The organism is Pseudomonas sp. ICMP 8385 (assembly GCF_002699915.1).
Lineage (GTDB): Bacteria > Pseudomonadota > Gammaproteobacteria > Pseudomonadales > Pseudomonadaceae > Aquipseudomonas > Aquipseudomonas gessardii.
Window position 1 is genome coordinate 181,408 of sequence record NZ_LKBY01000102.1, and the last position, 20,569, is coordinate 201,976.

General features: G+C 63.5%; 30 protein-coding genes. 27 read left to right on the forward strand and 3 right to left on the reverse strand.

The window, feature by feature from the left end:
* From AO268_RS16475 to AO268_RS16565, 21 genes are all read left to right on the forward strand, one after another.
* Positions 1 to 315 (forward strand): phage holin, lambda family, encoded by a 315-nt coding sequence (locus AO268_RS16475; RefSeq protein ID WP_019817924.1) that lies wholly within the window; start codon positions 1 to 3, stop codon positions 313 to 315.
* Positions 312 to 1,154 (forward strand): N-acetylmuramidase domain-containing protein, encoded by an 843-nt coding sequence (locus tag AO268_RS16480; protein ID WP_099169267.1) that lies wholly within the window; start codon positions 312 to 314, stop codon positions 1,152 to 1,154. Before AO268_RS16475 ends, AO268_RS16480 begins: the two co-directional genes overlap by 4 nt.
* Complete coding sequence (locus tag AO268_RS16485; protein WP_099169268.1) at positions 1,151 to 1,396, forward strand: hypothetical protein; 246 nt, start codon at positions 1,151 to 1,153, stop codon at positions 1,394 to 1,396. The genes AO268_RS16480 and AO268_RS16485 overlap by 4 nt, the downstream gene beginning before the upstream one ends.
* Entirely contained in the window at positions 1,393 to 1,824 is a 432-nt protein-coding gene (gene lysB / locus AO268_RS33220; RefSeq protein ID WP_099169269.1) for an Rz-like lysis system protein LysB, read from the forward strand. The genes AO268_RS16485 and lysB overlap by 4 nt, the downstream gene beginning before the upstream one ends.
* On the forward strand, positions 1,727 to 1,942 hold the full coding sequence (lysC, locus tag AO268_RS32940) for an Rz1-like lysis system protein LysC (protein WP_252193700.1): 216 nt from the start codon (positions 1,727 to 1,729) through the stop codon (positions 1,940 to 1,942). The genes lysB and lysC overlap by 98 nt, the downstream gene beginning before the upstream one ends.
* The gene (locus AO268_RS16495; RefSeq protein ID WP_099169270.1) at positions 1,939 to 2,349 is read left to right on the forward strand and encodes a phage tail protein; all 411 of its coding nucleotides are present in this window, start codon (positions 1,939 to 1,941) and stop codon (positions 2,347 to 2,349) included. The genes lysC and AO268_RS16495 overlap by 4 nt, the downstream gene beginning before the upstream one ends.
* Positions 2,346 to 2,798, forward strand: a complete 453-nt coding sequence (locus AO268_RS16500) for a phage virion morphogenesis protein (RefSeq protein ID WP_099169271.1) — start codon at positions 2,346 to 2,348, stop codon at positions 2,796 to 2,798. Before AO268_RS16495 ends, AO268_RS16500 begins: the two co-directional genes overlap by 4 nt.
* A 74-nt stretch (positions 2,799 to 2,872) precedes the next feature.
* Entirely contained in the window at positions 2,873 to 3,448 is a 576-nt protein-coding gene (locus AO268_RS16505; RefSeq protein ID WP_099169272.1) for a phage baseplate assembly protein V, read from the forward strand.
* On the forward strand, positions 3,445 to 3,798 hold the full coding sequence (locus AO268_RS16510) for a GPW/gp25 family protein (RefSeq protein ID WP_099169273.1): 354 nt from the start codon (positions 3,445 to 3,447) through the stop codon (positions 3,796 to 3,798). Before AO268_RS16505 ends, AO268_RS16510 begins: the two co-directional genes overlap by 4 nt.
* Entirely contained in the window at positions 3,795 to 4,706 is a 912-nt protein-coding gene (locus AO268_RS16515) for a baseplate J/gp47 family protein (RefSeq protein ID WP_099169274.1), read from the forward strand. The genes AO268_RS16510 and AO268_RS16515 overlap by 4 nt, the downstream gene beginning before the upstream one ends.
* The gene (locus AO268_RS16520) at positions 4,706 to 5,329 is read left to right on the forward strand and encodes a phage tail protein I (RefSeq protein ID WP_099169275.1); all 624 of its coding nucleotides are present in this window, start codon (positions 4,706 to 4,708) and stop codon (positions 5,327 to 5,329) included. Before AO268_RS16515 ends, AO268_RS16520 begins: the two co-directional genes overlap by 1 nt.
* Entirely contained in the window at positions 5,317 to 6,996 is a 1,680-nt protein-coding gene (locus AO268_RS16525) for a phage tail protein (protein ID WP_099169276.1), read from the forward strand. The genes AO268_RS16520 and AO268_RS16525 overlap by 13 nt, the downstream gene beginning before the upstream one ends.
* A 1-nt stretch (position 6,997) precedes the next feature.
* Complete coding sequence (locus tag AO268_RS16530; protein WP_257154409.1) at positions 6,998 to 7,606, forward strand: phage tail protein; 609 nt, start codon at positions 6,998 to 7,000, stop codon at positions 7,604 to 7,606.
* A 91-nt stretch (positions 7,607 to 7,697) separates the two neighbouring features.
* The gene (locus AO268_RS32750; protein WP_176561376.1) at positions 7,698 to 7,835 is read left to right on the forward strand and encodes a hypothetical protein; all 138 of its coding nucleotides are present in this window, start codon (positions 7,698 to 7,700) and stop codon (positions 7,833 to 7,835) included.
* Between the two features lie 154 nt (positions 7,836 to 7,989).
* Entirely contained in the window at positions 7,990 to 9,180 is a 1,191-nt protein-coding gene (locus AO268_RS16535; RefSeq protein WP_099169278.1) for a phage tail sheath protein, read from the forward strand.
* A 47-nt stretch (positions 9,181 to 9,227) separates the two neighbouring features.
* Positions 9,228 to 9,743, forward strand: a complete 516-nt coding sequence (locus AO268_RS16540) for a phage major tail tube protein (RefSeq protein ID WP_099169279.1) — start codon at positions 9,228 to 9,230, stop codon at positions 9,741 to 9,743.
* A gap of 57 nt (positions 9,744 to 9,800) precedes the next feature.
* Positions 9,801 to 10,163, forward strand: a complete 363-nt coding sequence (locus AO268_RS16545) for a phage tail assembly protein (RefSeq protein ID WP_099169280.1) — start codon at positions 9,801 to 9,803, stop codon at positions 10,161 to 10,163.
* 8 nt (positions 10,164 to 10,171) lie between these two features.
* Positions 10,172 to 10,294 carry a GpE family phage tail protein gene (locus AO268_RS16550; RefSeq protein ID WP_010213954.1) on the forward strand — a complete coding sequence of 41 codons (123 nt, stop codon included), beginning with the start codon at positions 10,172 to 10,174 and terminating at the stop codon, positions 10,292 to 10,294.
* Entirely contained in the window at positions 10,284 to 12,866 is a 2,583-nt protein-coding gene (locus tag AO268_RS16555; protein ID WP_257154410.1) for a phage tail tape measure protein, read from the forward strand. The genes AO268_RS16550 and AO268_RS16555 overlap by 11 nt, the downstream gene beginning before the upstream one ends.
* 6 nt (positions 12,867 to 12,872) lie before the next feature.
* Entirely contained in the window at positions 12,873 to 13,325 is a 453-nt protein-coding gene (locus AO268_RS16560; protein ID WP_010213956.1) for a phage tail protein, read from the forward strand.
* Entirely contained in the window at positions 13,322 to 14,599 is a 1,278-nt protein-coding gene (locus tag AO268_RS16565) for a phage late control D family protein (protein WP_176561379.1), read from the forward strand. Before AO268_RS16560 ends, AO268_RS16565 begins: the two co-directional genes overlap by 4 nt.
* A gap of 338 nt (positions 14,600 to 14,937) precedes the next feature.
* Here AO268_RS16565 and AO268_RS16575 read toward each other — a convergent pair whose 3' ends face one another.
* The 3 genes from AO268_RS16575 to AO268_RS16585 are packed head-to-tail and all read right to left on the reverse strand — an operon-like array spanning position 14,938 to position 15,991.
* Positions 14,938 to 15,387 carry a DUF2511 domain-containing protein gene (locus AO268_RS16575; RefSeq protein WP_099169283.1) on the reverse strand — a complete coding sequence of 150 codons (450 nt, stop codon included), beginning with the start codon at positions 15,385 to 15,387 and terminating at the stop codon, positions 14,938 to 14,940.
* A gap of 4 nt (positions 15,388 to 15,391) precedes the next feature.
* Positions 15,392 to 15,652 (reverse strand): helix-turn-helix domain-containing protein, encoded by a 261-nt coding sequence (locus tag AO268_RS16580; RefSeq protein ID WP_099169284.1) that lies wholly within the window; start codon positions 15,650 to 15,652, stop codon positions 15,392 to 15,394.
* 12 nt (positions 15,653 to 15,664) lie between these two features.
* Positions 15,665 to 15,991: a helix-turn-helix domain-containing protein gene (locus AO268_RS16585; RefSeq protein ID WP_099169285.1), complete on the reverse strand. Its 327-nt coding sequence runs from the start codon at positions 15,989 to 15,991 to the stop codon at positions 15,665 to 15,667.
* An 84-nt stretch (positions 15,992 to 16,075) separates the two neighbouring features.
* Between AO268_RS16585 and AO268_RS16590 the strand changes: the two genes are divergently transcribed.
* The 6 genes from AO268_RS16590 (at position 16,076) to AO268_RS16615 (ending at position 20,566) form a co-directional block, all read left to right on the forward strand.
* A complete protein-coding gene (locus AO268_RS16590; protein WP_099169286.1) occupies positions 16,076 to 16,288 on the forward strand; it encodes a DNA-binding protein in 213 nt (70 codons plus the stop codon).
* Positions 16,289 to 16,317: 29 nt separating this feature from the next.
* Positions 16,318 to 16,800 carry a YmfL family putative regulatory protein gene (locus AO268_RS16595; protein WP_099169287.1) on the forward strand — a complete coding sequence of 161 codons (483 nt, stop codon included), beginning with the start codon at positions 16,318 to 16,320 and terminating at the stop codon, positions 16,798 to 16,800.
* 64 nt (positions 16,801 to 16,864) lie between these two features.
* A complete protein-coding gene (locus tag AO268_RS16600) occupies positions 16,865 to 17,167 on the forward strand; it encodes an ogr/Delta-like zinc finger family protein (RefSeq protein ID WP_019817900.1) in 303 nt (100 codons plus the stop codon).
* Positions 17,168 to 17,170: 3 nt separating this feature from the next.
* Positions 17,171 to 17,533, forward strand: a complete 363-nt coding sequence (locus tag AO268_RS16605) for a hypothetical protein (protein ID WP_099169288.1) — start codon at positions 17,171 to 17,173, stop codon at positions 17,531 to 17,533.
* 66 nt (positions 17,534 to 17,599) lie between these two features.
* The gene (locus AO268_RS16610; RefSeq protein ID WP_099169289.1) at positions 17,600 to 17,833 is read left to right on the forward strand and encodes a hypothetical protein; all 234 of its coding nucleotides are present in this window, start codon (positions 17,600 to 17,602) and stop codon (positions 17,831 to 17,833) included.
* A 15-nt stretch (positions 17,834 to 17,848) separates the two neighbouring features.
* The gene (locus tag AO268_RS16615; protein WP_176561384.1) at positions 17,849 to 20,566 is read left to right on the forward strand and encodes a toprim domain-containing protein; all 2,718 of its coding nucleotides are present in this window, start codon (positions 17,849 to 17,851) and stop codon (positions 20,564 to 20,566) included.
* Positions 20,567 to 20,569 lie beyond the last annotated feature (3 nt).

Genomic DNA, 20,569 nt, shown 5'->3' on the forward strand with positions numbered 1-20,569 from the left:
ATGCCTGATCGCCCCGAAACCTGGGCCATGCTGCTCGCCTGGATGGAGCAGCACCACCCACTCATATATGCCGCAGTGCTCTCGGCACTGCTTGCCTCGGCCCGCTTCATCTATTCCGGCGGCAGTCTACGCCGTGCCCTGGGCGAAGGCTTCATCTGCGGCCTCATCACCCTGGCAGTGAGCAACGGCCTGGCCCTGTTCGGCATCCCCGAACAGTTCGCGCCCTTCTTCGGCGGCGTGGTCGGTCTGCTCGGCGCCGACTTCGTGCGCTCCAGCCTCAAACGCATCGCTACCCGCAAGGCAGACCAGCTATGACCGAAGCCCTCAAGCACGGCGACAAAGGCCTCGCCGTCCGCCGCCTGCAGCAACAACTCAACGCGCACGGCGCCCAACTGGCCACCGATGGCGACTACGGCGACGAAACCGAAAAGGCCGTCCGCGCGTATCAAGCCAAGATCGGCCTGGTGGTCGACGGCAAGGCCGGCGAGAAGACCCTCGCCGCCCTGGCCGGCACCGACTGCAGCAAGCTGCTGCGCAATGCCACCCTCGCGGCAGCGGCTAAGCGCTTGGGCGTCGAGCTGGCCGCCATCTACGCCGTCAACGAGGTGGAGAGCGCCGGCTCCGGCTTCCTGGCCACCGGCAAGCCGAAGATCCTCTTCGAGCGCCACGTTATGCACCAACGCCTGGCCCTGCCGCGCGTCGAAGGTGACGACCAGGCCGCTCTGCGCCGCCACGCCGACGAGCTCGCCGCCCAGTATCCCGCCCTGGTCAACACCAAGCCCGGCGGCTACATCGGCGGCGCCGCGGAACACCAACGCCTGGCCCAGGCCCGCATGATCGACGCGCTCTGTGCCAACGAGTCGGCCAGCTGGGGCGCCTTCCAGATCATGGGCTACCACGCCGTGCGCCTGGGCTACGCCAGCGTCGACGAGTTCGTCCGGCTGATGAGCCAGGACGAGAACCAGCAGTTCGAGGCGTTCGTCCGCTTCATCGAGGCCGACCCGGCCCTGCTCAAGGCCCTCAAGGGCAAGAAGTGGGCAACCTTCGCCAAGGCCTACAACGGCCCGGCTTACGCCCGTAACCTCTACGACGTAAAGCTCGAACGCGCCTACGAGCAGCACGCCAACTGTGGCTGCAGCAAGGAGGCGGCATGAACAAGGTAAAGAGCCAAGCGGAGCGTTTCCCATACAGCGAACTAGTGCAGCGAATGACAAGCCTGTCGCCCACCGGGGGGTGCGGAGCTGTTCTTCTGCCGGCCGGAACGCCCATTGACCAGTGCCAAAAGTTGGCCGATGCCCTCAAGCACGTAATGCCTGTACCGCCACTCGTTATCTGTGGCGACCTTCAGGTCCTCGATGAGGCAGACATGAATGCTGCCGGCTGGTACCGCAAATGACCACCCTGCGCCAGGCCCTCTACGGCGGCGCCCTGCTCGGCGCCCTGGCCCTGCTGCTGTGGGGCACCTACCAGCGCAGCGAGGCAGAGCAGGGGCGCACCGCCCTGGTCCAGGAGAAGCTGACCACCGTTAACGCTCGCGTCGAACGCGACGCCACAACCATCGCCACCCTTCGCACCGCCCTCGCTGACGAACGTCAGGCCCAGACCTCGCTGCAACAAACTGGCCAGGACCTGCGCCGCGAACTGGACGTCCGCAAGCAACAGATCAAGGAGTTGAAACGTGAAAACGCCGAACTACGCGAGTGGGCTGCTGCTCAGTTGCCTGCTGCTGCTCGCCGCCTGCGGCAGCGCCCCGCCATCACCGGAGCAGACGCATATCGTGACTGGCTGTCCGGCCGTAACGCGCTGCACCCTGAGCGCGACTGATCCAGCCACCAACGGCGAGCTCCTCGACGACCAGGACATTACCGAGGCCGACTGGGCAGCCTGCGCCGCCAAGGTCGACATAGTCTACGAGTGCCAGCAGAAGGCAGCCAATCCATGAAAAAACCCAACAGCCTCCGCGAGCACCTGCTCACCGCCGTCGCAGGCCTCAAGAAAAACCCAGACCGGATGCTCATCTTCATCGACGCCGGCAGCGTCCGCTGCACGGCGGCTAAGGGCCTGTCCTTCGAGTACACCTACACTCTGCAGGTCCTGCTTACCGAATTCGCCGGCCACCCGGACAGCGTGTTCATTCCGGTGCTGGAGTGGCTGCGCCGCCAGCAGCCGGAGCTGCTCACCAACCTGGAGCGCGGAAAGGATGCCATCGCCTTCGAGGCCGACATCCTGGACGGCGGCAAGGTCGATATGTCCCTAAAGCTGCCACTCACCGAGCGCGTCATCGTCAAACGCCTGGACGATGGTAGCCTCGACATAAGCCACCCCGAAGAGCCGGACTTCGAGCTGTGACAGACAATCTCCACGCCCTGGAAGAGTGGGTCAGCCCGCTGCTCGCCAAGCTCTCCCCAGGCGAGCGCCGCAAACTTGGCAACAACATCGGCCGCGAGCTGCGCCGCAATCAGCAAAAGCGCATCGCCGTCCAGCGCAACCCGGACGGCACCCCCTACGCCGCACGCAAGCCCCGTCAACTGCGCGGCAAGGTCGGCCGCATCAAGCGCCAGATGTTCACCCGTTTGCGCCAGGCTAAGTACCTACGCCTGCAGAGCACCCCCAATACCATCGCCATCGCCTTCGCCGGGCGCGTCTCGCGCATCGCCCGCGTCCACCAGTACGGCCTGCGCGACCGCCCCGGGCGCGGCCAGGCCGACGTGCAGTACGACCGCCGTGAGCTGCTCGGCTTCACCGATGTCGACCTCGAAATGATCCGCGACCGCCTCTTGACCCACCTCACCGCCTGACCTCGCGCTGTAGCGCGCCCCGCTACAGCCCACGCCAAGTGCACCCCGCGCGCGCGAGCTGCAGCATCAACGGCATGAACCAACTCGCCGAACTTGCCCGCCTCATCGAAAACCTCGTCCGTCTCGGCACCATCGCCGAGGTCGACGTCGCCAAGCCCCGTGTCCGCGTGAAATCCGGCGAAATCACCACCATCTGGCTGCCCTGGTTGGCTCTGCGCGCAGGCACCTCTAAGGAATGGGACCCGCCCACCGTCGGCGAGCAAGTCGTCCTGCTGAGCCCATCCGGCGTGCTCGCCCAAGGAGTCGCCTTGGTCGGCCTCTTCAGTGATGCCAACCCGGCGAACGGCGACCGCGAGGGCCTGCATCGCCGTACCTATCCAGACGGCGCTGTTGTCGAGTACGACTTTGTTGCGCATGTGCTCCGCGCCACCCTGCCAGAAGGCGGCGTGACTGACCTGGTCAGCACCGGCGGCATCAACATCGAAGGCCCTATCAACCACACCGGTGACTACACCCAGACCGGTAACCAGCACGTCACCGGCACCGTCAACGTCAGCGAGGACGTCATCGCCGCCGACATCAGCCTGCGCAAACACCGCACCAAGGGCATCACCACAGGCACCGCCGTTTCGGAAGGGCCAACCCCATGATCGGCATGAGCGTCAAGACCGGGCGCACCCTCCGCGACCGCCAGCACTTGGCTCAATCCATCGCCGACATCGTCACCACGCCGCTCGGCAGCCGCGTCATGCGCCGGGAGTACGGCAGTCCGATGGCCGACCTCATGGACTGGCCGCTCAACAGCGCAACCCGCCTGCAGGCCTATGCCGCCATCACTATGGCCCTCATGCGCTGGGAGCCGCGCATCCGCCTCAGCCGCGTGCAACTCACACCCACCGACGTTCCGGGCGGCGCCGTGCTGGACATCGAGGGGACCGTAACCGACACCAATGAAGCGCTCAGCTTGCGCGTACCGCTGAGCCTGGGGGCCTCCACATGACCACCACCTTTACCCCTATCGACCTCAGTCGACTGCCAGCGCCCGTCGTAGTCGAGCAGATCGACTACGAGGCGATCCTCGCCGAGCGCAAGGCATACGCCGTCAGCCTGTGGCCGGCCGATCAGCAAGCCGAGGTGGCCGCCACCCTCGCTCTGGAATCCGAGCCGCTCACCAAGCTGCTCCAGGAGAGCGCCTATCGCGAAACGCTGCTCCGCCAGCGCGTCAACGAAGCGGCCCTTGCCGTGCTGCTGCCCTTCGCCCAGGGCGCGGACCTGGAGCAGATCGGCGCCCGCTTCAACGTCGCGCGCCTGGTCATCACCCCGGCGAACCCGTCCGCGGTGCCCCCGGTGGCGGCTGTTCTGGAGGACTATGAGAGCCTGCGCGAGCGCATCCAGATGGCCATGGAAGGTCTTAGCACCGCCGGCCCCCGCAACGCCTACATATTCCATGCCCGCAGCGCAGACGGTCGCGTCGCCGATGCTTCGGCGATCAGCCCGGCCCCGGCCGAGGTCGTCGTCACCGTACAGAGCGCCTTGGGCCACGGCACCGCGGCGGCCGATCTGCTCACCGTGGTCGCCGCCTACCTCAGCGACGAGGACCGCCGTCCAGTAGCCGACCGCCTCACCGTGCAGAGCGCACAGGTACTGCCCTACACCGTGGAGGCCGTGCTCTACCTAAACAGCTCCGGCCCCGAGTCCGAGCCGGTCCGCGCCTCCGCCGAGGCCCGCCTTGCTGCCTTGGTCAACTCTCGCCGCCGCCTTGGTCAGGAGGTCAACCGCTCCGCCCTGGATGCCGCCCTACACATCGAGGGCGTCAAGCGCGTTGAGCTGCCCGGCTGGTCTGACGTCGTCGCTAGCCTCACCCAGGCGCCTTACTGCACCGCCTACAGCGTCACGGTGGCCGAGTAATGGTCGCGTGCCTGCTACCTGGCAACGCCACCGAGCTGGAGCGCCTCTCCGCCCAGGCCTTGGCGCAGATCGAGCGCGTGCCTGTGCCGTTGCGCGATCTCTGGAATCCAGACGCCTGCCCCCTCGAGCTGCTGCCTTACTTGGCTTGGGCCTTCTCGGTCGACCGCTGGTCCCAGTCCTGGCCCGAGAGCGCGAAGCGCAACGCTATCAAAGCCGCCTACTTCATCCACTCCCGCAAGGGAACCATCGGCGCACTGCGCCGCGTGGTCGAACCGCTGGGCTACCTGATCGAGGTGCGCGAGTGGTGGGAGGAACTCCCGCTGGGCGTGCCTGGCACCTTCCGACTGCTGATAGGCGTGCTCGAAACCGGCATCACCGAGGCCATGTACCAGGAACTGTCCTGGCTGATCGACGACGCCAAGCCGCTCAGTCGCCACCTCATCGAGCTGGCTATCAGCCTCGAAAGCAAACTCACCGCCTACATAGGAGTCGCCGTTGTCGATGGCGATGAACTCGATGTTTACCCATGGCAGAACAGCGACATCGAAGTCGCCGTCCGCGCCTACGTGGGGGTGACCGACTCAATCAATGACGAAATGGACGTGTACCCATGGTCGACGTAAACACCCAGTTCGGAGGCTTCCTGACCACCCAGGGCGCCGCCAAGAAAACCAACTGCGACGCGCTCGGCGTGCCGTGGAAGCTAACCCACATGCTCCTAGGTGACGCCAACGGGGCGGACCCCGTGCCGGCCCCCGGCCAGACTCAACTGGTACACCAAGTTCACAGGGCGCCCCTCAACCAGCTCTACGCCTCGCCCACTGATCCGAACGTGCTGATCGCTGAGTTGGTCTTGCCGCCGGACGTCGGTGGCTGGTGGATTCGTGAGCTGGCCCTGGAGGACGAAGCCGGCGTGTTCTCCGCAGTAGCCAACTGTGCGCCGAGCTACAAACCATTGCTCGCCCAGAACTCCGGCCGCAACCAAGTAGTGCGGATGCACATCCTCACCAGTAGCACGGCCAACATTCAGTTGAAGATTGATCCATCAGTAGTCCTAGCAACTCGGGATTATGTGGACCGCTCGATTGGTGAAGTGCTGCCGGCGGATAAAGCGCCTGGTACTTATCATCGGGTTACGATCAATGCTCGGGGCATTGTAGTGTCGGGAAGCAATCCAACCACGCTCGACGGATTCGGCATTAAAAACGCTTACACCAAAGACCAGACCGATAGCCTGCTCGATCAGCGGGTTGCCGCAGACAGCATACTGGCGGCAGGTGTGGTGAATGGAGACCCAGGCGCGCCATATTTCAGGTTCAAGAAACCTGATGGCTCTGTGGGTCATATCATCAACCTGTCATTGTCATCTCATGGTCACACCTTCGATAGCTTGAGTGACAAGCCAACAACACGAGATGGCTATAACCTCCGCGATGTTTTTACAAAGACCGAAACACGAGCCGGTTTTGTTGCAGCCGGTTCGGAAAACCGCATTGCTCTTTCCTGGGCTGCGGAGGGGTTAAAAGCCGCTGTTGATGTTACTGACCTCGGTGCGTTATGGCTGACGTCGAACTTCAATCCTGACACGAAGGCAGACAAGTCCAATACCTACACCATTGGGCAAACAGATGTCCGTTTATCGCAGCGAGTTGTCAGCGATTGGATATCTCACGCAGGGTTGATTTCGGATAACCCGGACCTTCCTTACTTCCTGCAGACTTCGACCGGCGCTCTTTTGCAGCTTGCTCGCCGAGTGCATCGTCACGCATTTTCCGATCTGGATGGGCTTCCGCCTACCGCTGTTGGGCATGGGATCTACGACGTCTACTCCGTATCTCAGTCAGATGTAAAGTTCAATCAAAAGCTGACCCGCGATGCGATTAGCGTGGCTGGATTATGGGGCGGCGACATCAACCTTCCGTACTTCAGGAGGGCTTTTGATGAACAGCCGGTTTACTTCATCACCCAAACCACCCTGCCGAAAAACACCTGCCAAAAAGGTATTCCAGGCTGGTGGAAATGCGCCGATACCGGCCTGCTACGTCAGCGGGTTTCCATCTATATCGGTGATGTCTCGACGGCATGGGCGGGTGCGGTAACTTGGCCTGTTGCCTTTGCAGAGCAAGCTGACTCAGTGAAACTTTCGTTTCTTCATACCAATGGCTCGCCGGCAACCGTCTCATGTGCGTATGCCGACCTGACCCGTACAGGATGCAATTTGCGCGTAGATGAATGGGGGTTAAATCCGCAGTACGGGCTGACACTTATCGTAGAAGCGGAGGGTTATTAAGATGAGCGCGTATTTTCACTCAAAAAGCGTCGGGTTCTATACCGATGAGGTTCACGGTCCCCGGACTATCCAGGTAGCTGATCCCAAGTGGAAACAACCAGAAATCAAGGTTGCTGATCCCGATTGGGCTCCTGGTGACGATGATGAAGAAGGCGCAGAGGCTCCACTGATTAGCATCCCCGACCCTGACGCGGTTCCGCCTCTAATTGAAGTGCCGAACCCTAAATGCTCGCTGCCCCCTAAAGCCGAACTGCGGGACTTGCCCCAAGACAAGTACCTGGCGCTCCTAGTCGCACAGTCCCAAGGTAAAGTCATTCAGGCCAATTCAAAGGGAGAGCCTGTTGCTGTTGATCCACCGCCACCCAGTGACGTAGAGCTTGAGCGACGCGAGCGAATTTGGCGCGACTCAGCGCTGGCAAATACCGACGGTTTGGTTGTGCGCCATCGTGACGAGTTAGAGCTTCAACAGGCTACAACGCTCACAACTGAACAGTACCAGCAGTTGCAGCGTTATCGCTTGGACCTGCGAGTCTGGCCCCTCGCGGAACATTTTCCAGACAGACAATTCCGGCCAGTAATACCAGATTGGGTCGCTGCCAAGAACTTGTAAGCGTTGCGACTACAAGCCCGCGCGCTCGCCCAATCGGCGCGCGCGCGGCAGCCTGTGCACTTTCATTCCTTCACAGCGCAGGCAACCACCCATGGCCGGTTCAGACTATCTCCACGGCGTGCGGGTCATCGAACTCAACGACGGCACCCGCCCCATTCGCACCATCTCCACCGCAGTCATCGGCCTTTTTTGCACGACTGTCGCCGGCATCGGCAACAACGCCCGCTGATCTCCCCCATCTGAAACAAGACCCCCAAGCCAGGGCTTTTCCTTGCGCGTGCTGTAGCGCGCCCCGTTACACCGCCCGCTGCTCGCCCCGCTTGCGCGCGCGCGTCACTCTCAAGGCTCACTGAAACGGCATCACGCCCACCAGGAGCTGCCCAATGGCAACCGACTACCATCACGGCGTTCGCGTCCTCGAAATCAACGGGGGCGTACGTCCCATTCGCACTATTGCCACCGCCGTGGTGGGCATGGTCTGCACCGGCAGCGACGCCGATGCGGCTACCTTCCCACTCAACACCCCGGTTCTGCTCACAGACGTGCTCACCGCCTCCGGCAAAGCCGGCGAGTTGGGCACCCTGGCCCGTAGCCTGGACGCCATCGCTGATCAGGCCAGCCCCGTCACCGTCGTGGTGCGCGTGGCCGACGGCGAAGGCGCTGACGATGCCGCCAAGGAAGCGAACCAAACCACCAAGATCATCGGCGGCGTCACAGCCCAGGGTCAGTACACCGGCCTCAAGGCCCTGCTGGCGGCCGAAGTGCAGCTCGGCGTGCGTCCTCGCATCCTGGGTGTGCCGGGCCTGGACAACCTCGCCGTCACAACCGAACTGGCGGCCATTGCCGAGCAGATGCGTGCCTTCTCCTACGCCAGCGCCTGGGACTGCGAGAACGTCTCCGAAGCCATCGCCTATCGTGACGGCTTCGGCTCCCGCGAGCTCATGCTCATCTGGCCGGACTTCGTCAACTGGGACACCGCCACCAGTACCAATACCCCGGCCTCGGCCGTCGCTCGCGCCCTGGGCCTGCGCGCCAAGATAGACGAGCAAGTCGGCTGGCACAAAACCCTGTCCAACGTGCCGGTCAACGGTGTGTCGGGTCTGTCCAAGGACATCTTCTGGGACCTGCAGAACCCCGCCACCGACGCCGGCCTGCTCAACGCAGCCGAGGTCACCACCCTGATCCGTCGCGAAGGCTTCCGCTTCTGGGGCAACCGAACCACCAGCGCCGACCCGCTGTTCGCTTTCGAGAACTACACCCGCACCGCCCAGGTGCTGGCCGACACCATGGCCGAGGCCCACTTCTGGGCTGTGGACAAGCCCATGCACGCCAGCCTGGTCAAAGACATCATTGAAGGCGTGAACGCCAAGTTCCGCGAGCTGAGAACCGGCGGCTACCTCATCGACGGACAGTGCTGGTTCGACCCGGCTGCCAACGACGCCACCACTCTCAAGGCCGGCAAGCTGTTCCTCGACTACGACTACACCCCGGTCCCGCCGCTGGAAAACCTGCTGTTCCGCCAGCGCATCACCGACCGCTACCTCATGACCTTCGCCGAGAGCGTCAAGGCCTGATCCCATTCACCCGCGCGGCCCCGGCTGCGCTGTAGGAGCGCCATACCATGGCCCTAGCCAAGAAGCTCAAGCACTTCAACCTGTTCAACGACGGTAACGTCTACGGCGGCATCGCCAAGACCGTCACTCTGCCCAAGCTGGCCCGCAAGATGGAGGCCTATCGCGGCGGAGGCATGGACGGCCCGGTCAAGGTTGACCTCGGCTTCGGCGACGACGGCATCGTCCTCGCGTGGACCCTAGGCGGCTGGGACCTGCTCGCCCTGCGCCAGTTCGGCGCGGTTCGTGCCGATGGCGTTGCTCTGCGCTTCGCCGGCTCGGTCCAGCGCGAAGACGACGGCCGCACTAGCTCCGTGGAAATCTTCGTGCGCGGCCGGCATGAAGAGATCGACTTCGGTGAGTCCACCCCGGGCGAAGACACCGAGCACCAGATCAACACCACCTGCACCTACTACAGGCTCACCGTCGACAGCGAGGTCATCATCGAAATCGACCTCCTGAACCTCGTGTTCATCGTCGACGGCGAAGACCTGCTTGCCGCGCACCGCAAGAACATCGGCCTCTAATCCGCTAGTCGCCGGCGCCAATGCCGGCATTCCCCCTGAACCAAGGAGCACCACCTCATGCAGACCCCAGAAGCCAAGCACGACGACAGCACCACCGCTGCAGCGGCTGCACCGGCCCCAACCAAGAACCCCAACGAGGAAGTCATCGACCTCGACACCCCGATCATCCGCGGCGATCAGAAGATCGAGCAGGTAACACTGCGCAAGCCCATGAGCGGCGAACTGCGCGGCGTGACTCTGTCCGACCTAGCACAGATGGATGTGCTCGCCCTGCGCAAGGTACTCCCGCGCATCAGCACGCCCAGCCTCACCGACATCGAGGTCGGCCGCATGGACCCGGCGGACCTGTTCCAGTGCGGGCTGGCTGTTGCAAGTTTTTTGCTGCAGAAGTCGGCGAAGGAAGCTGTCCTCGTCGCGTAGAGGACGCCATGGCCGACCTGGCCATGGTCTTTCACTGGGGGCCGGCGGACTTGGACCCGTTGCCCCTGTCAGAACTGATGGAATGGCGCGAGCGGGCCAGAAGCCGCTGGGAGAAGAGCGATGGCCAATGATCTGAGAATGGAGGTGATCCTCCAGGCTATCGACCGCGCCACCCGCCCCATCCGTGCAGTGATGCAAGGAAGCGTCGGCCTCGGTCGTGCACTCAAGGAGTCCCGCGACCAGCTCAAGCAACTGCAGGCAACGCAGAATGATGTCAGCAGCTGGCAGCGCCTGCGCGCCATCAGCGCCAACACCGAAACCGCACTCCAGGGCGCGCGTGATCGAGTGAAGGAACTCGGCCGCCAGATGGCCGCCACCGGCGCGCCGACCAAGCAGATGACGGCGGACATGCAAGCCGCAATCCGCGCCGCCTCCAATCTCAAGAAACAGCACCAGGGACAGCAGGCCGAGCTGCAGGGGTTGCGCAACAAGCTCAGCGCCGCTGGGATCAGCACGCGCAATCTCGTGCAGGGCGAGCGCGAGCTCCGCGACCGCATCGCCAGTACCAATCAGCAGATCAGCGAGCAGACCCAGCGCATGCAGCGCTTGGCTGCCCAATCCAAACGCCTCGCCAACGCCCGCGCCCAGTATGACAAGTCACAGCAGCTTGCCGGCAGCATGGCCGCCGGCGGCGCCGCGGGGCTCGGTACTGCCTACGCTATCTCCAGGCCTCTCAAGGGCATCGTGGACGCATTCGCACCGGCCGAGAACGCCGCCACCCAACTCAAGGTGGCCATGATGGATAGCACTGGCCAGGTCCCGGCCGACTTCCAGAAGATCAGCGACTTGGCCACCGGCCTGGGCGACCGCCTGCCAGGTAGCACCGCCGACTTCCAGGACATGATGACCATGCTGCGCCGTCAGGGCATCAGCGCCCAATCGATCCTGGGCGGTACCGGCGAGGCAGCAGCCTACCTGGGCGTCCAGCTGCAGAAACCTGTGGCCGAGGCCGCCGAGTTCGCGGCCAAGATGCAGGACGCCACCCGAACCAGCGAAAAGGACATGATGGGCCTGATGGACACCATCCAGCGGGCCTTCTACCTGGGCGTCGACGACAACAACATGCTCCAGGGCTTCACCAAGCTCAGCCCGGTCATGGGCATCATCAAGAAGGAAGGCCTCGAGGCGGCCAACACCCTGGCACCGCTGCTGGTGATGATGGATCAGACCGGCATGGCCGGAGAGTCCGCAGGCAACGCCATACGCAAAGTGTTCCAGTCCGGAGTGGACGAGAAGCGCTTCACCAAAGCCAATGCCGCCCTCGCCGAAATGAAGGCCGGCTTCAACCTCGACTTCACCAACGGCAAGGGCGAGTTCGGCGGCATGGACCAGCTCTTCGCCCAATTGGAAAAACTTAAGAAGCTCACCAGTGTGCAACGCACAAGCGTGATGAAGGAGCTGTTTGGCGACGACTCCGAGACACTACAGGTGGTCAACACCCTGATGAACAAGGGGCTGGCCGGCTACCAGGAAGTCGCCGACAAGATGCGCGACCAAGCCGACCTGCAGACTCGCGTAAAAGAGCAGCTCGGCACCCTCACCAACACCATTGAGGCAGCAGAAGGCAGCTGGACCAACGCCATGAGCGAGATCGGCGCGACCATCGCGCCCGAGCTCAAGGAACTCATCAACGGTTTCGGCGAGCTCGCCGTCAGCGTCAAGAACTGGGTCAAGGAAAACCCCGGCCTCACGGCCGCCCTCGTCAAGACCGCGGGAGGCCTGGCCATGCTGCTGGCCATCGGCGGCGGCGTAACTTTGATGATGGCCAGCTTCCTCGGCCCCTTCGCCATGGCCCGCTACGCACTCACCTTCTTCGGCATTAAGAGCCTCGGCGCCGTCACCGCCCTGAAAGGCCTTGGTAGCGCCCTGCTGTGGGCCGGCAAGACCGTGCTCTTGCTCGGCCGCGCGCTGATGATGAATCCCATCGGCCTAGCCGTGATGGCCATCGCCACCGCCGCCTACCTGATCTACAAATATTGGGACCCCATCAAGGCCTATTTCCTGGGCCTGTGGGCAGAGGTGAAGGAAGGCTTCAACGGCGGCTTCGCCGGCATCGCCGCGCTGATCCTCAACTTCTCCCCGCTGGGCCTGTTCTATCGCGCTTTCGCCGGCGTGATGAACTACTTCGGCGTCGAGATGCCCGGCAAATTCAGCGAGTTCGGCACCATGCTCATGCAGGGCATGGTGCAAGGCATCACCAATGGCCTGGCCGCCGTGAAAGATGCCATCACAGGCGCCGCCGACAGCAGCATTACCTGGTTCAAGGAGAAGCTCGGCATCCACTCGCCGTCGCGCGTATTCGCCGAGTTGGGCGGCTACACCATGGCCGGACTCGAGCAGGGGCTGACAAACAACCAGCAAGGACCGCTGACTGCCGTTAACAACATGGGTAAGCAAATGGCCGCAACCGGCGCCATTGGCTTCGGGGCTGCCGGCGGCGCCATCGCCATGGACAACCGCCCTCCGCTGTCGGCCAACGCGGGCAGCGGCATCGTTGTCCAGGGCGACACCATCGAAATCAAAATCAGCGCCACCCCGGGCACCGACACTGACGGGCTGCGCAACATGCTCAACCAGCTGCTGGACGAACGCGAGCGCGCCAAAGCCGCCCGCATCCGCTCGCGCCTGGGCGACCAGGAGTAACACACCATGATGATGACCCTCGGCATGTTCGTTTTCGGACTGCCCACGCTCGCCTACCAGGAGCTCCAGCGCACCACCGAATGGCGCCACTCCTCCACCAGCCGCATCGGTACCAACCCTGCCAGCCAGTTCCTGGGCCGCGGCGAGGACACCATCACGCTACCCGGCACCCTGCTGCCCGGCCTGGTCGGCTCGCCCCTCAGCCTTGACGTGCTGCGCAAGATGGCCGACACCGGCAAGGCCTGGCCCCTAATCGGCGGCACCGGCCGCATCTACGGCACTTGGGTTATCACCTCGATCAGCGAGACTCAGCAGGTCTTTTTCGAGGACGGCACACCGCGCCGCTACGAGTTCACCATCAGCCTCAAGCGCATCGACGACGGGCGCATCGACATGCTCGGCAGTCTCATCGGCTCAGTCGGCGGCATCCTGCGCGGTGCCCTCGGGGGCCTGCTGTGAGCCTGCTGAACCAGGCCGGCGAGCTGCTCGGCCAAGCTACCCAGAAGTACCGCGAGCTCACCGCCTACCCGCGGCCCATCTGCAAGGTGGTGGTCAACGGCAACGACATCACCGCCCTGTTGCTCGGCGGGCAGCAGCCACGCCTGGTCAGCATCGAACTTACCGACAACCGCGGTCTGGAGGCCGATCAGCTCGACATCACCCTCAGCGACCACGACGGCCTGCTCGCCATCCCTCCTCGGGGCGCCACCGTGCGCCTCTGGCTGGGCTGGGATGACACCGGCCTTATCGACAAGGGCAGCTTCACCGTGGACGAAACCGAGCACAGCGGCGCACCGGACATACTCAGCATCCGCGCCCGCAGCGCGGACCTACGCGGCGGCCTCAAGGCCAAGAAAGAGCGCAGCTTCGACGCCACTACCCTGGGCACGGTCATCGGCGCCATCGCCACCGCTCAGGGCCTTACCCCCGTGGTCAGCGCTGTGCTCGCCGGCATCGAGTTGCTGCACCTGGACCAGGCCAATGAGTCAGACGCCAACCTGCTCAGCCGCCTCGGCCGAGAGCATGACGCCATCGCCACCGTGAAGGCCGACCGCCTGCTGTTCCTGCCCACCGGCAAGGCCACCACCGCCAGCGGCCTTGCCCTGCCCCACGTCACCCTCACCAGGGCAGACGGCGATCAGCACCGCTTCCTGCAGGCCGACCGCGACGCCTATACCGGCGTCAAGGCCTACTACTACGAGGTCAACAGCGCCGAGAAAAAAGAAGCTATCACCGGTGGCGGCGAGAACATCAAGGAGCTGCGCCACAGCTTCACCGACCAGGCCAGCGCCCTGCAGGCCGCCCGCGCCGAGTGGAACCGCCTGCAGCGCGGTACCGCCACGCTCAGCTATACCCTGGCCAGGGGCCGACCAGAGCTGATCCCAGACCAGACCTACAGCCTCACCGGTATCAAGGCCGAAATCGCTGCCATCATCTGGCTCGGCGGTAACCTGCGCCACAGCTTCACGCCCGACAGCCTCACGACATCCATGGAGCTGGAGTCGCAACTACCAGAGGGCGACGACCTGGCCAGCCTGGCCGACGACGACAGCGACTACACCGGCCTCGTAACCTGGTACCGCGACGAGAAGACCGGCCAGCAGCATAAGGTCACCGAGGGCGACCAAACCAAGCCCCGCCGGCTCACCCACCTTTACCAGAGCAAAGCAGCTGCCAAGCGTGCCCTAGATCGAGAGTGGAAGCGGATGCAGGAAAAACAAAAGACCCCGTAAAGGGGCCTTCTTGAATCAATCGGGTACTGATCGCGCGGCTAACGCCGAGAGCACCCGCCTCACCCAGGCTTGGTCGTGTTCACCAAGGCCACGGTAGAGCCGAATCATCATCCACTCATCTGGCATCAGAGCGTCAAGCTCAGGCGCCGACGCTACGTCAATCTCTTGTACCGCATCCGCAACAGCTACCTCGCAACTCATCGGCATACTCCGTTAATGGCAATGAACATTGACCATAACGACAGGTATGCCGCCGCTCGCACGGATAGGACCTTTGGCTACATAAGGTCACAAAAAAGCCCGACGCTAGGGCCGGGCTCCAGGTCGAGGCGTACCACTCAGCGCTTGCACAACGCCTGGGCGCGCTCCACCAGAGGGCTGACATCCATCGGGATTCCTGGGACTTCTGGGTTAGGTTTGGTCAGCGCCGCGCCATCCAGCCAGCCTTTCTCTGCAGCAGCTGTGCGAGCGCTGCCGTTCAGCGCGTACAGCTTGCCGTCCACCTTCGCCAGTGCTGCCGGCGGTGAGCCTTCGCACAGCAACTCAGCCGCCGGCACCGTCAGCGGCCAGGCCGCGCCGAAGTCCGCCTCGGTCACCGCCTGGCCCTTCGTCGAGGGGGTCATCAAGCCCCATATCCACCAGAAGGCCAGGGCGAACAACCCCAGGTAGATCAGCCCGCCGATCCGCGCGCCCTTGAAGGCAGCCGAGTTGTGCGCGCCGCACTGGGGGCATGCCTTAGCATCGGTGGAAATCTGCGCTGAGCAGTCTTTACAGGCAGTTAGGGTCATTGCGTCACTCCTTGAGCGGTAGGGAATCAAAGGCAGCGCCTCCGCGCTTGCCGGTCAGTATGTACTGGACGGAAATGTCCGTGCGCAGGGCGATAGCCTGCAGATAGCGGATAGGGATGGTGGAGGTACCCTTCTCGTAGCGCTTCTGGATATTGACGGGCTTGCCGGCCAGGTGGCCGAGCTCGTGAACCTCTAACCCAATGCGCTCGCGCTCTTCCTGCAGGCGAGCGCCGAAGTCGGGGTCTTCATCCAAGTGCAGGGGCATCGCAGCGCCTCGCTAGTAATCGAGGGTCGCGGCCAGCGCGGATGCCGTCCGCACCAGGTTGGCCTGCTCGCCCTCGGGCAGTTGCCGAAAGTGACCCAGCAACGCGGCTTCCCGGGCGCTGATGCTGCCAGCGGATTTCGGGACGCGCTCACCGGTGACGACATAAAGGACGTCTAGGCCAACACCTGCTACGGCTGCCAGATACGCCGCATCAGGGCTCCGCTCGCCTTTCTCGTAGTTGTACTGAGAGTTTTTTGAGGCGCCAGCCAGCGCCGCGAAATCAGTTTGGCTCAGGCCTAGCCGCTCGCGCTCTTCTTTCAGGCGTTCCCCAATTCCCACAAACGTCTCCATTGGCAGTTGACATTCCCACAATTGAGGGAAATACTTCGCCCGTCATCACACGAAATCACACGAAACGAGACTATGCCGAACGGATACCCCACCGAGCAAGCGCTAGAAAAGGCACGGACCCTGATCAGCAAGCAGGGACTCAGTGCCAAGGAATGGGCTGAGGAAAACAGCCTGTCCCCCTCCACCGTCTACGCCGTGCTCAATGGCCAGAAGAAGTGTCTGCGCGGAGAGTCTCATCGCGCCGCCGTCCTGCTCGGCATCAAGGAGGGCACGGTCGCACAGTAGTGCGGCCGGCTCAGGGGGGAAACGAGAACATGAAACGCCCGATTCTTGATAGCCGCCGCAAGGCCGTAATGTCCGCCGTCGCCGCCTTTCCTGGTGGCCGTGAGTGCGCTGCCGCCCACTTGGGGCTGGACCTCAAACAGTTCGATAACAAGCTGTACGAGAACACCGGCCACCGGCCGCTGACCGACGAGCAGGTCCGCCAGTTAGAGCGCGTCGCCGGCACCAGCTTCCTACCCGACTACCTGTCAGGCCTCTACGGCGGCGTTTTCGTCCCCATGCCGGAGGACACCCCGCTCGACAACCTGGACCTCTACCAGCGCTCCCTGGTCACCGACGTAGCCGAGGGCCGGGTCGACCAGATCATTGCCAAGGCATTGGCCGATGGCCGCCTAGAAGAGGCCGAGCTCGCCGACATCATCGCTGCCCACCGTGCGCACATTGCCGCCAGGCATGCCGAGGTGGGGGCCGTTATCACGTTGCACCGGAAAATCCCGGGCAATCAGGAACAGTAGTAGGCGCACGAAGCGTCGCATTTTTCGGCTTCGGCCAATGCCGCACTCGCGGCGGGGAGAGTTCATGAGCACCAATCACGGCGGCGGTTACAAATGTCTGTGCCCGGCATGCGGCAGCCGGATGCGTATCCGCAATTCGGAAGAGCAAACACCCATCTTCAAGACCATGTATGGCGAGTGCACCAACCTGGGATGCGGCGCCACCTATGGCGGCTCCCTGTCGTGGGAGTACGAACTAACCACCTCGGGCCTGGACCGCCCCCGGGTTCGTCTCCCGGTTGCCCCCTCGGTAAAGCGCATGCAAGCCATCCGTGACAGCGCTGAGAAAACCAACCAACTCGACATGCTCGCGATCCTGGAGGCCTAAGCCATGGAACTCGCCCAGCCCACAGCCACGCAACTAAACGACTACCGCACCGGCATGCAGCGCAACGCCGCTGCCTTCATCGAGCGCCACCAGCAGGAACACCTGCACGACGACAGTCTGTTCGACCGCGCCGTCAACCACCTGGTCGACGTGTGGGACGTGCCCGTGTTCATGGCCGACCGCCTCGTCCACCTGGCCATGACCGAGCGTTTGCCCAAGGGCCGCCGCTGGATCGGCATAGACATGGCCAGCGGCCCGGACTTTTGCGTTTTCCACGACCGCCGCGCCAACAAGATCGTTCAGGTGCCGAGCTCAAACAGGCTGCATAGCTTCCTGCAAGACCTGGCCAACCCGGCCCCACGCTAACCCACAAACACCCTGCCCCACTCCCGTGGGTTTGGGGAAGTTGCATCCGTAATCCGAGGACGCGCCATGCAAAACGCCGTTGCGATCCAGCTGGACCTGCCCAAACCCTGGGCTGAAGCGCTGCTCAGCAGCCTGCGCGCCGAGCTGCGCCGGAGCATGACCGAGCACTGGTATGACGACCGCTACCGCACCGTGCCGGCTGGCCTGCGCAGCAACCGCATCCTCGACGACTACCCGGCCCTCGCCGGCCACAAACGCACCATCGGCGCGCTGCAAGCCGCCCTTGCCGCCAACCATTAAGGCAGTTCCATGACGATGCAAGAGAAACTCAGGGGCGAGGTGCTCCGCCGTATCGAGTCCGACTTCGGCCTCAAGCATATGGCTGGCACCAACTACATGCGCAAAGGCAAATGCCCATCGCACAAGTGCGGAAAAAACACCCTATACACCTTCCACGACTCGCCCTGGATGCTGATCTGCGGCCGGCCAGAAGCGTGCAACCACCGTGTCCATGTCAAGGACCTTTATAGCGACCTGTTCAACGACTGGAGCGAGCAGGCGCCGGCCACCGCCGATGAACCAACCGCCACCGCACGCGCCTACCTTCAGTTTGCCCGGGGCTTCCGCCTTGAGCTCATTGACGGCTGGTTCACCCAGGAAAACTACTGGAGCCGCGACATCGGCGCCGGCAGCGCCACCGTGCGCTTCGCCCTGGACAAGGGCGGCTATTGGGAAAGGCTGATCGACCGCCCCGAGCGCTTCGGCAAACAGAAAGCCCGTTTCAAACCGGGCGAGAGCTACAAGGGCGTTTGGTGGTGCCCGCCTTCGCTCACCCTGGTCGACGTCGACGAGCTATTCATTGTTGAGGGCATCTTCGACGCCATCGCCCTGCTGCACCAGGGCATCCCCGCCGTCTCTATGATGAGCAGTGCCCCTTTCCCCGAGGAATCAATCCGCGCCCTCAAGAAGGCCTGCCAGGAAGCGGACAAGCGCCTGCCGCACCTGGTCTGGGCGCTGGACAACGAGCCGGTGGCTAAGGCCAACATGCGCCGCTGGGCCAAGGAGGCCCGCGCCCTGGGCTTCAAGTGCGACGCCGCTGTTATCCCGCAGCGCGGCGCCAAGAAGGCCGACTGGAATGACCTGCATCAGCGCTGGGCCTTCATCGAGGGCGACGACGAGCGCGCCAAGCGCATCGAGCAAGACCTCGACGAGGCCCGCCACCAAGGCGCCCTGCTGCTGGCCGACTCGGCCGAGGAAAAGGGCCTGCTCATGTACGAGTGGGACGAGCGCAAGGAATTCCACTTTACGTACCGCTCCCGCCTGTATTGGTTCCACCTGGACCTGGAGAAGTACGAGCGCGCCGCCCGCGAGCTGGAAGGCTCTGATCGCCAGGAAGATCAGTTGCTCAGCGACAAGCAACGTCGGGACAAGGCCCTGCGTCAAAGTACCTCCGTGGTGCGCATCGCTAATTGCGCTTTCCAGGCGCTGTACTACATGCGCAACGACGTGACCCAAGAGGCCTGGTACTACTTCCGCGTGGATCGACCAGACACCCGAGCAATCAAGACAACCTTCACCGCTTCGCAGATAACTGCCGCACCAGAGTTCAAAAAACGCCTGCTCAACGAGTGCAACGGGGCTATGTTCACCGGCACTCCGCAGCAGTTGGAGCGCATGCTCGGCTTCCAGCTCGACAACCTCAAGACCGTCAACACCATCGACTGGATCGGCTACACCCGCGAACACGGTGTCTACGTGTTCAACGACCTGGCCATCGCCGGCGGCAAGGTGCACAAGCTCAACGTAGAGGACTTCTTCGACGTAGGGTCCCTGAGCATCAAATCGCAGAGCCTGTCCCCTATCCTGCACATCAACGCCGACCTGGCCGACTACGACGAAGAGTGGTTCGAGCTGTTCTGGCGGTGCTTTGGCGTGCGCGGCGTGATCGTGCTTACCTGGTGGTTGGGCGCCCTGTATGCCGAGCAAATCCGCCAGTTGCACAAGTCCTACCTGTTTCTGGAGCTGATCGGCGAAGCCGGCTCCGGCAAGACCACGCTGGTGGAGCTGCTCTGGAAACTCACCGGCCGCATCGAATACGAGGGCTTCGACCCGTCCAAGGCCACCCCAGCCAGCCGCGCGCGGAACTTCGCCCAGGTCGGCAACCTGCCGGTCGTGCTGATCGAGTCCGAGCGCGAACAGAAGGAAGGCGCCCCGGTGAAGCACTTCGACTGGGACGAGCTCAAGACCGCCTACAACGGCCGCAGCGTGCGGTCCACCGGTGTGAAGAACAACGGTAACGACACCCGCGAACCACCGTTCCGTGGCGCTCTGCTGATCGCGCAGAACAACGCCGTCAACGCCTCCGAGCCGATCCTCCAGCGCCTGGGCCATGTGCATCTGACCCGCGAGCACCAGACACCGGAAACCAAGCTCTTCGCCGAGCGCCTGGAACGCATGCCGGTGGAGCAGCTCAGCGGCTTCATCATCAAGGCGCTGCAGCCCGAGGCTAAGGTCCTCAAGCTGCTGGACGAGCGCACCTCCAGCTACGAGCAGCAGCTCCTGGCGCTGCCGGGCATCCGCACTGTGCGTATCGCCAAGAACCACGCACAACTGCGCAGCCTGGTGGACGCCCTGCAGCTGGTCGTACCGCTTAGCGACGAACGTGCCGCCCTGGTGCATGCCGAGGTGGAACGCATGGCCCAGGAACGTCAGGAGGCCATCAACGCCGACCACCCACTCGTGCGTGAGTTCTGGGACATGGTCGAGTTCCTCAACGGCCCTCTGGCCGAGCCCGGCGGCAAGCTGAACCACTCCCGCAAGTCGGCCTTCTTCGCCGTCAACCTCAACGAGTTCGTCGAGACGGCGGCCAACAAGCGCCAGCAACTGCCGAACCTGAGCGAGCTAAAGCGCGTGCTCAAGACCAGCAAGTCACCCAAGTTCCTGGAAACCAACAAACCGATCAACTCAGTCATCGCCGTCGACACCCACGGCGCGGCAAGGACGGTTCGCTGCTGGCTGTTCCAGCTCGTATAACCC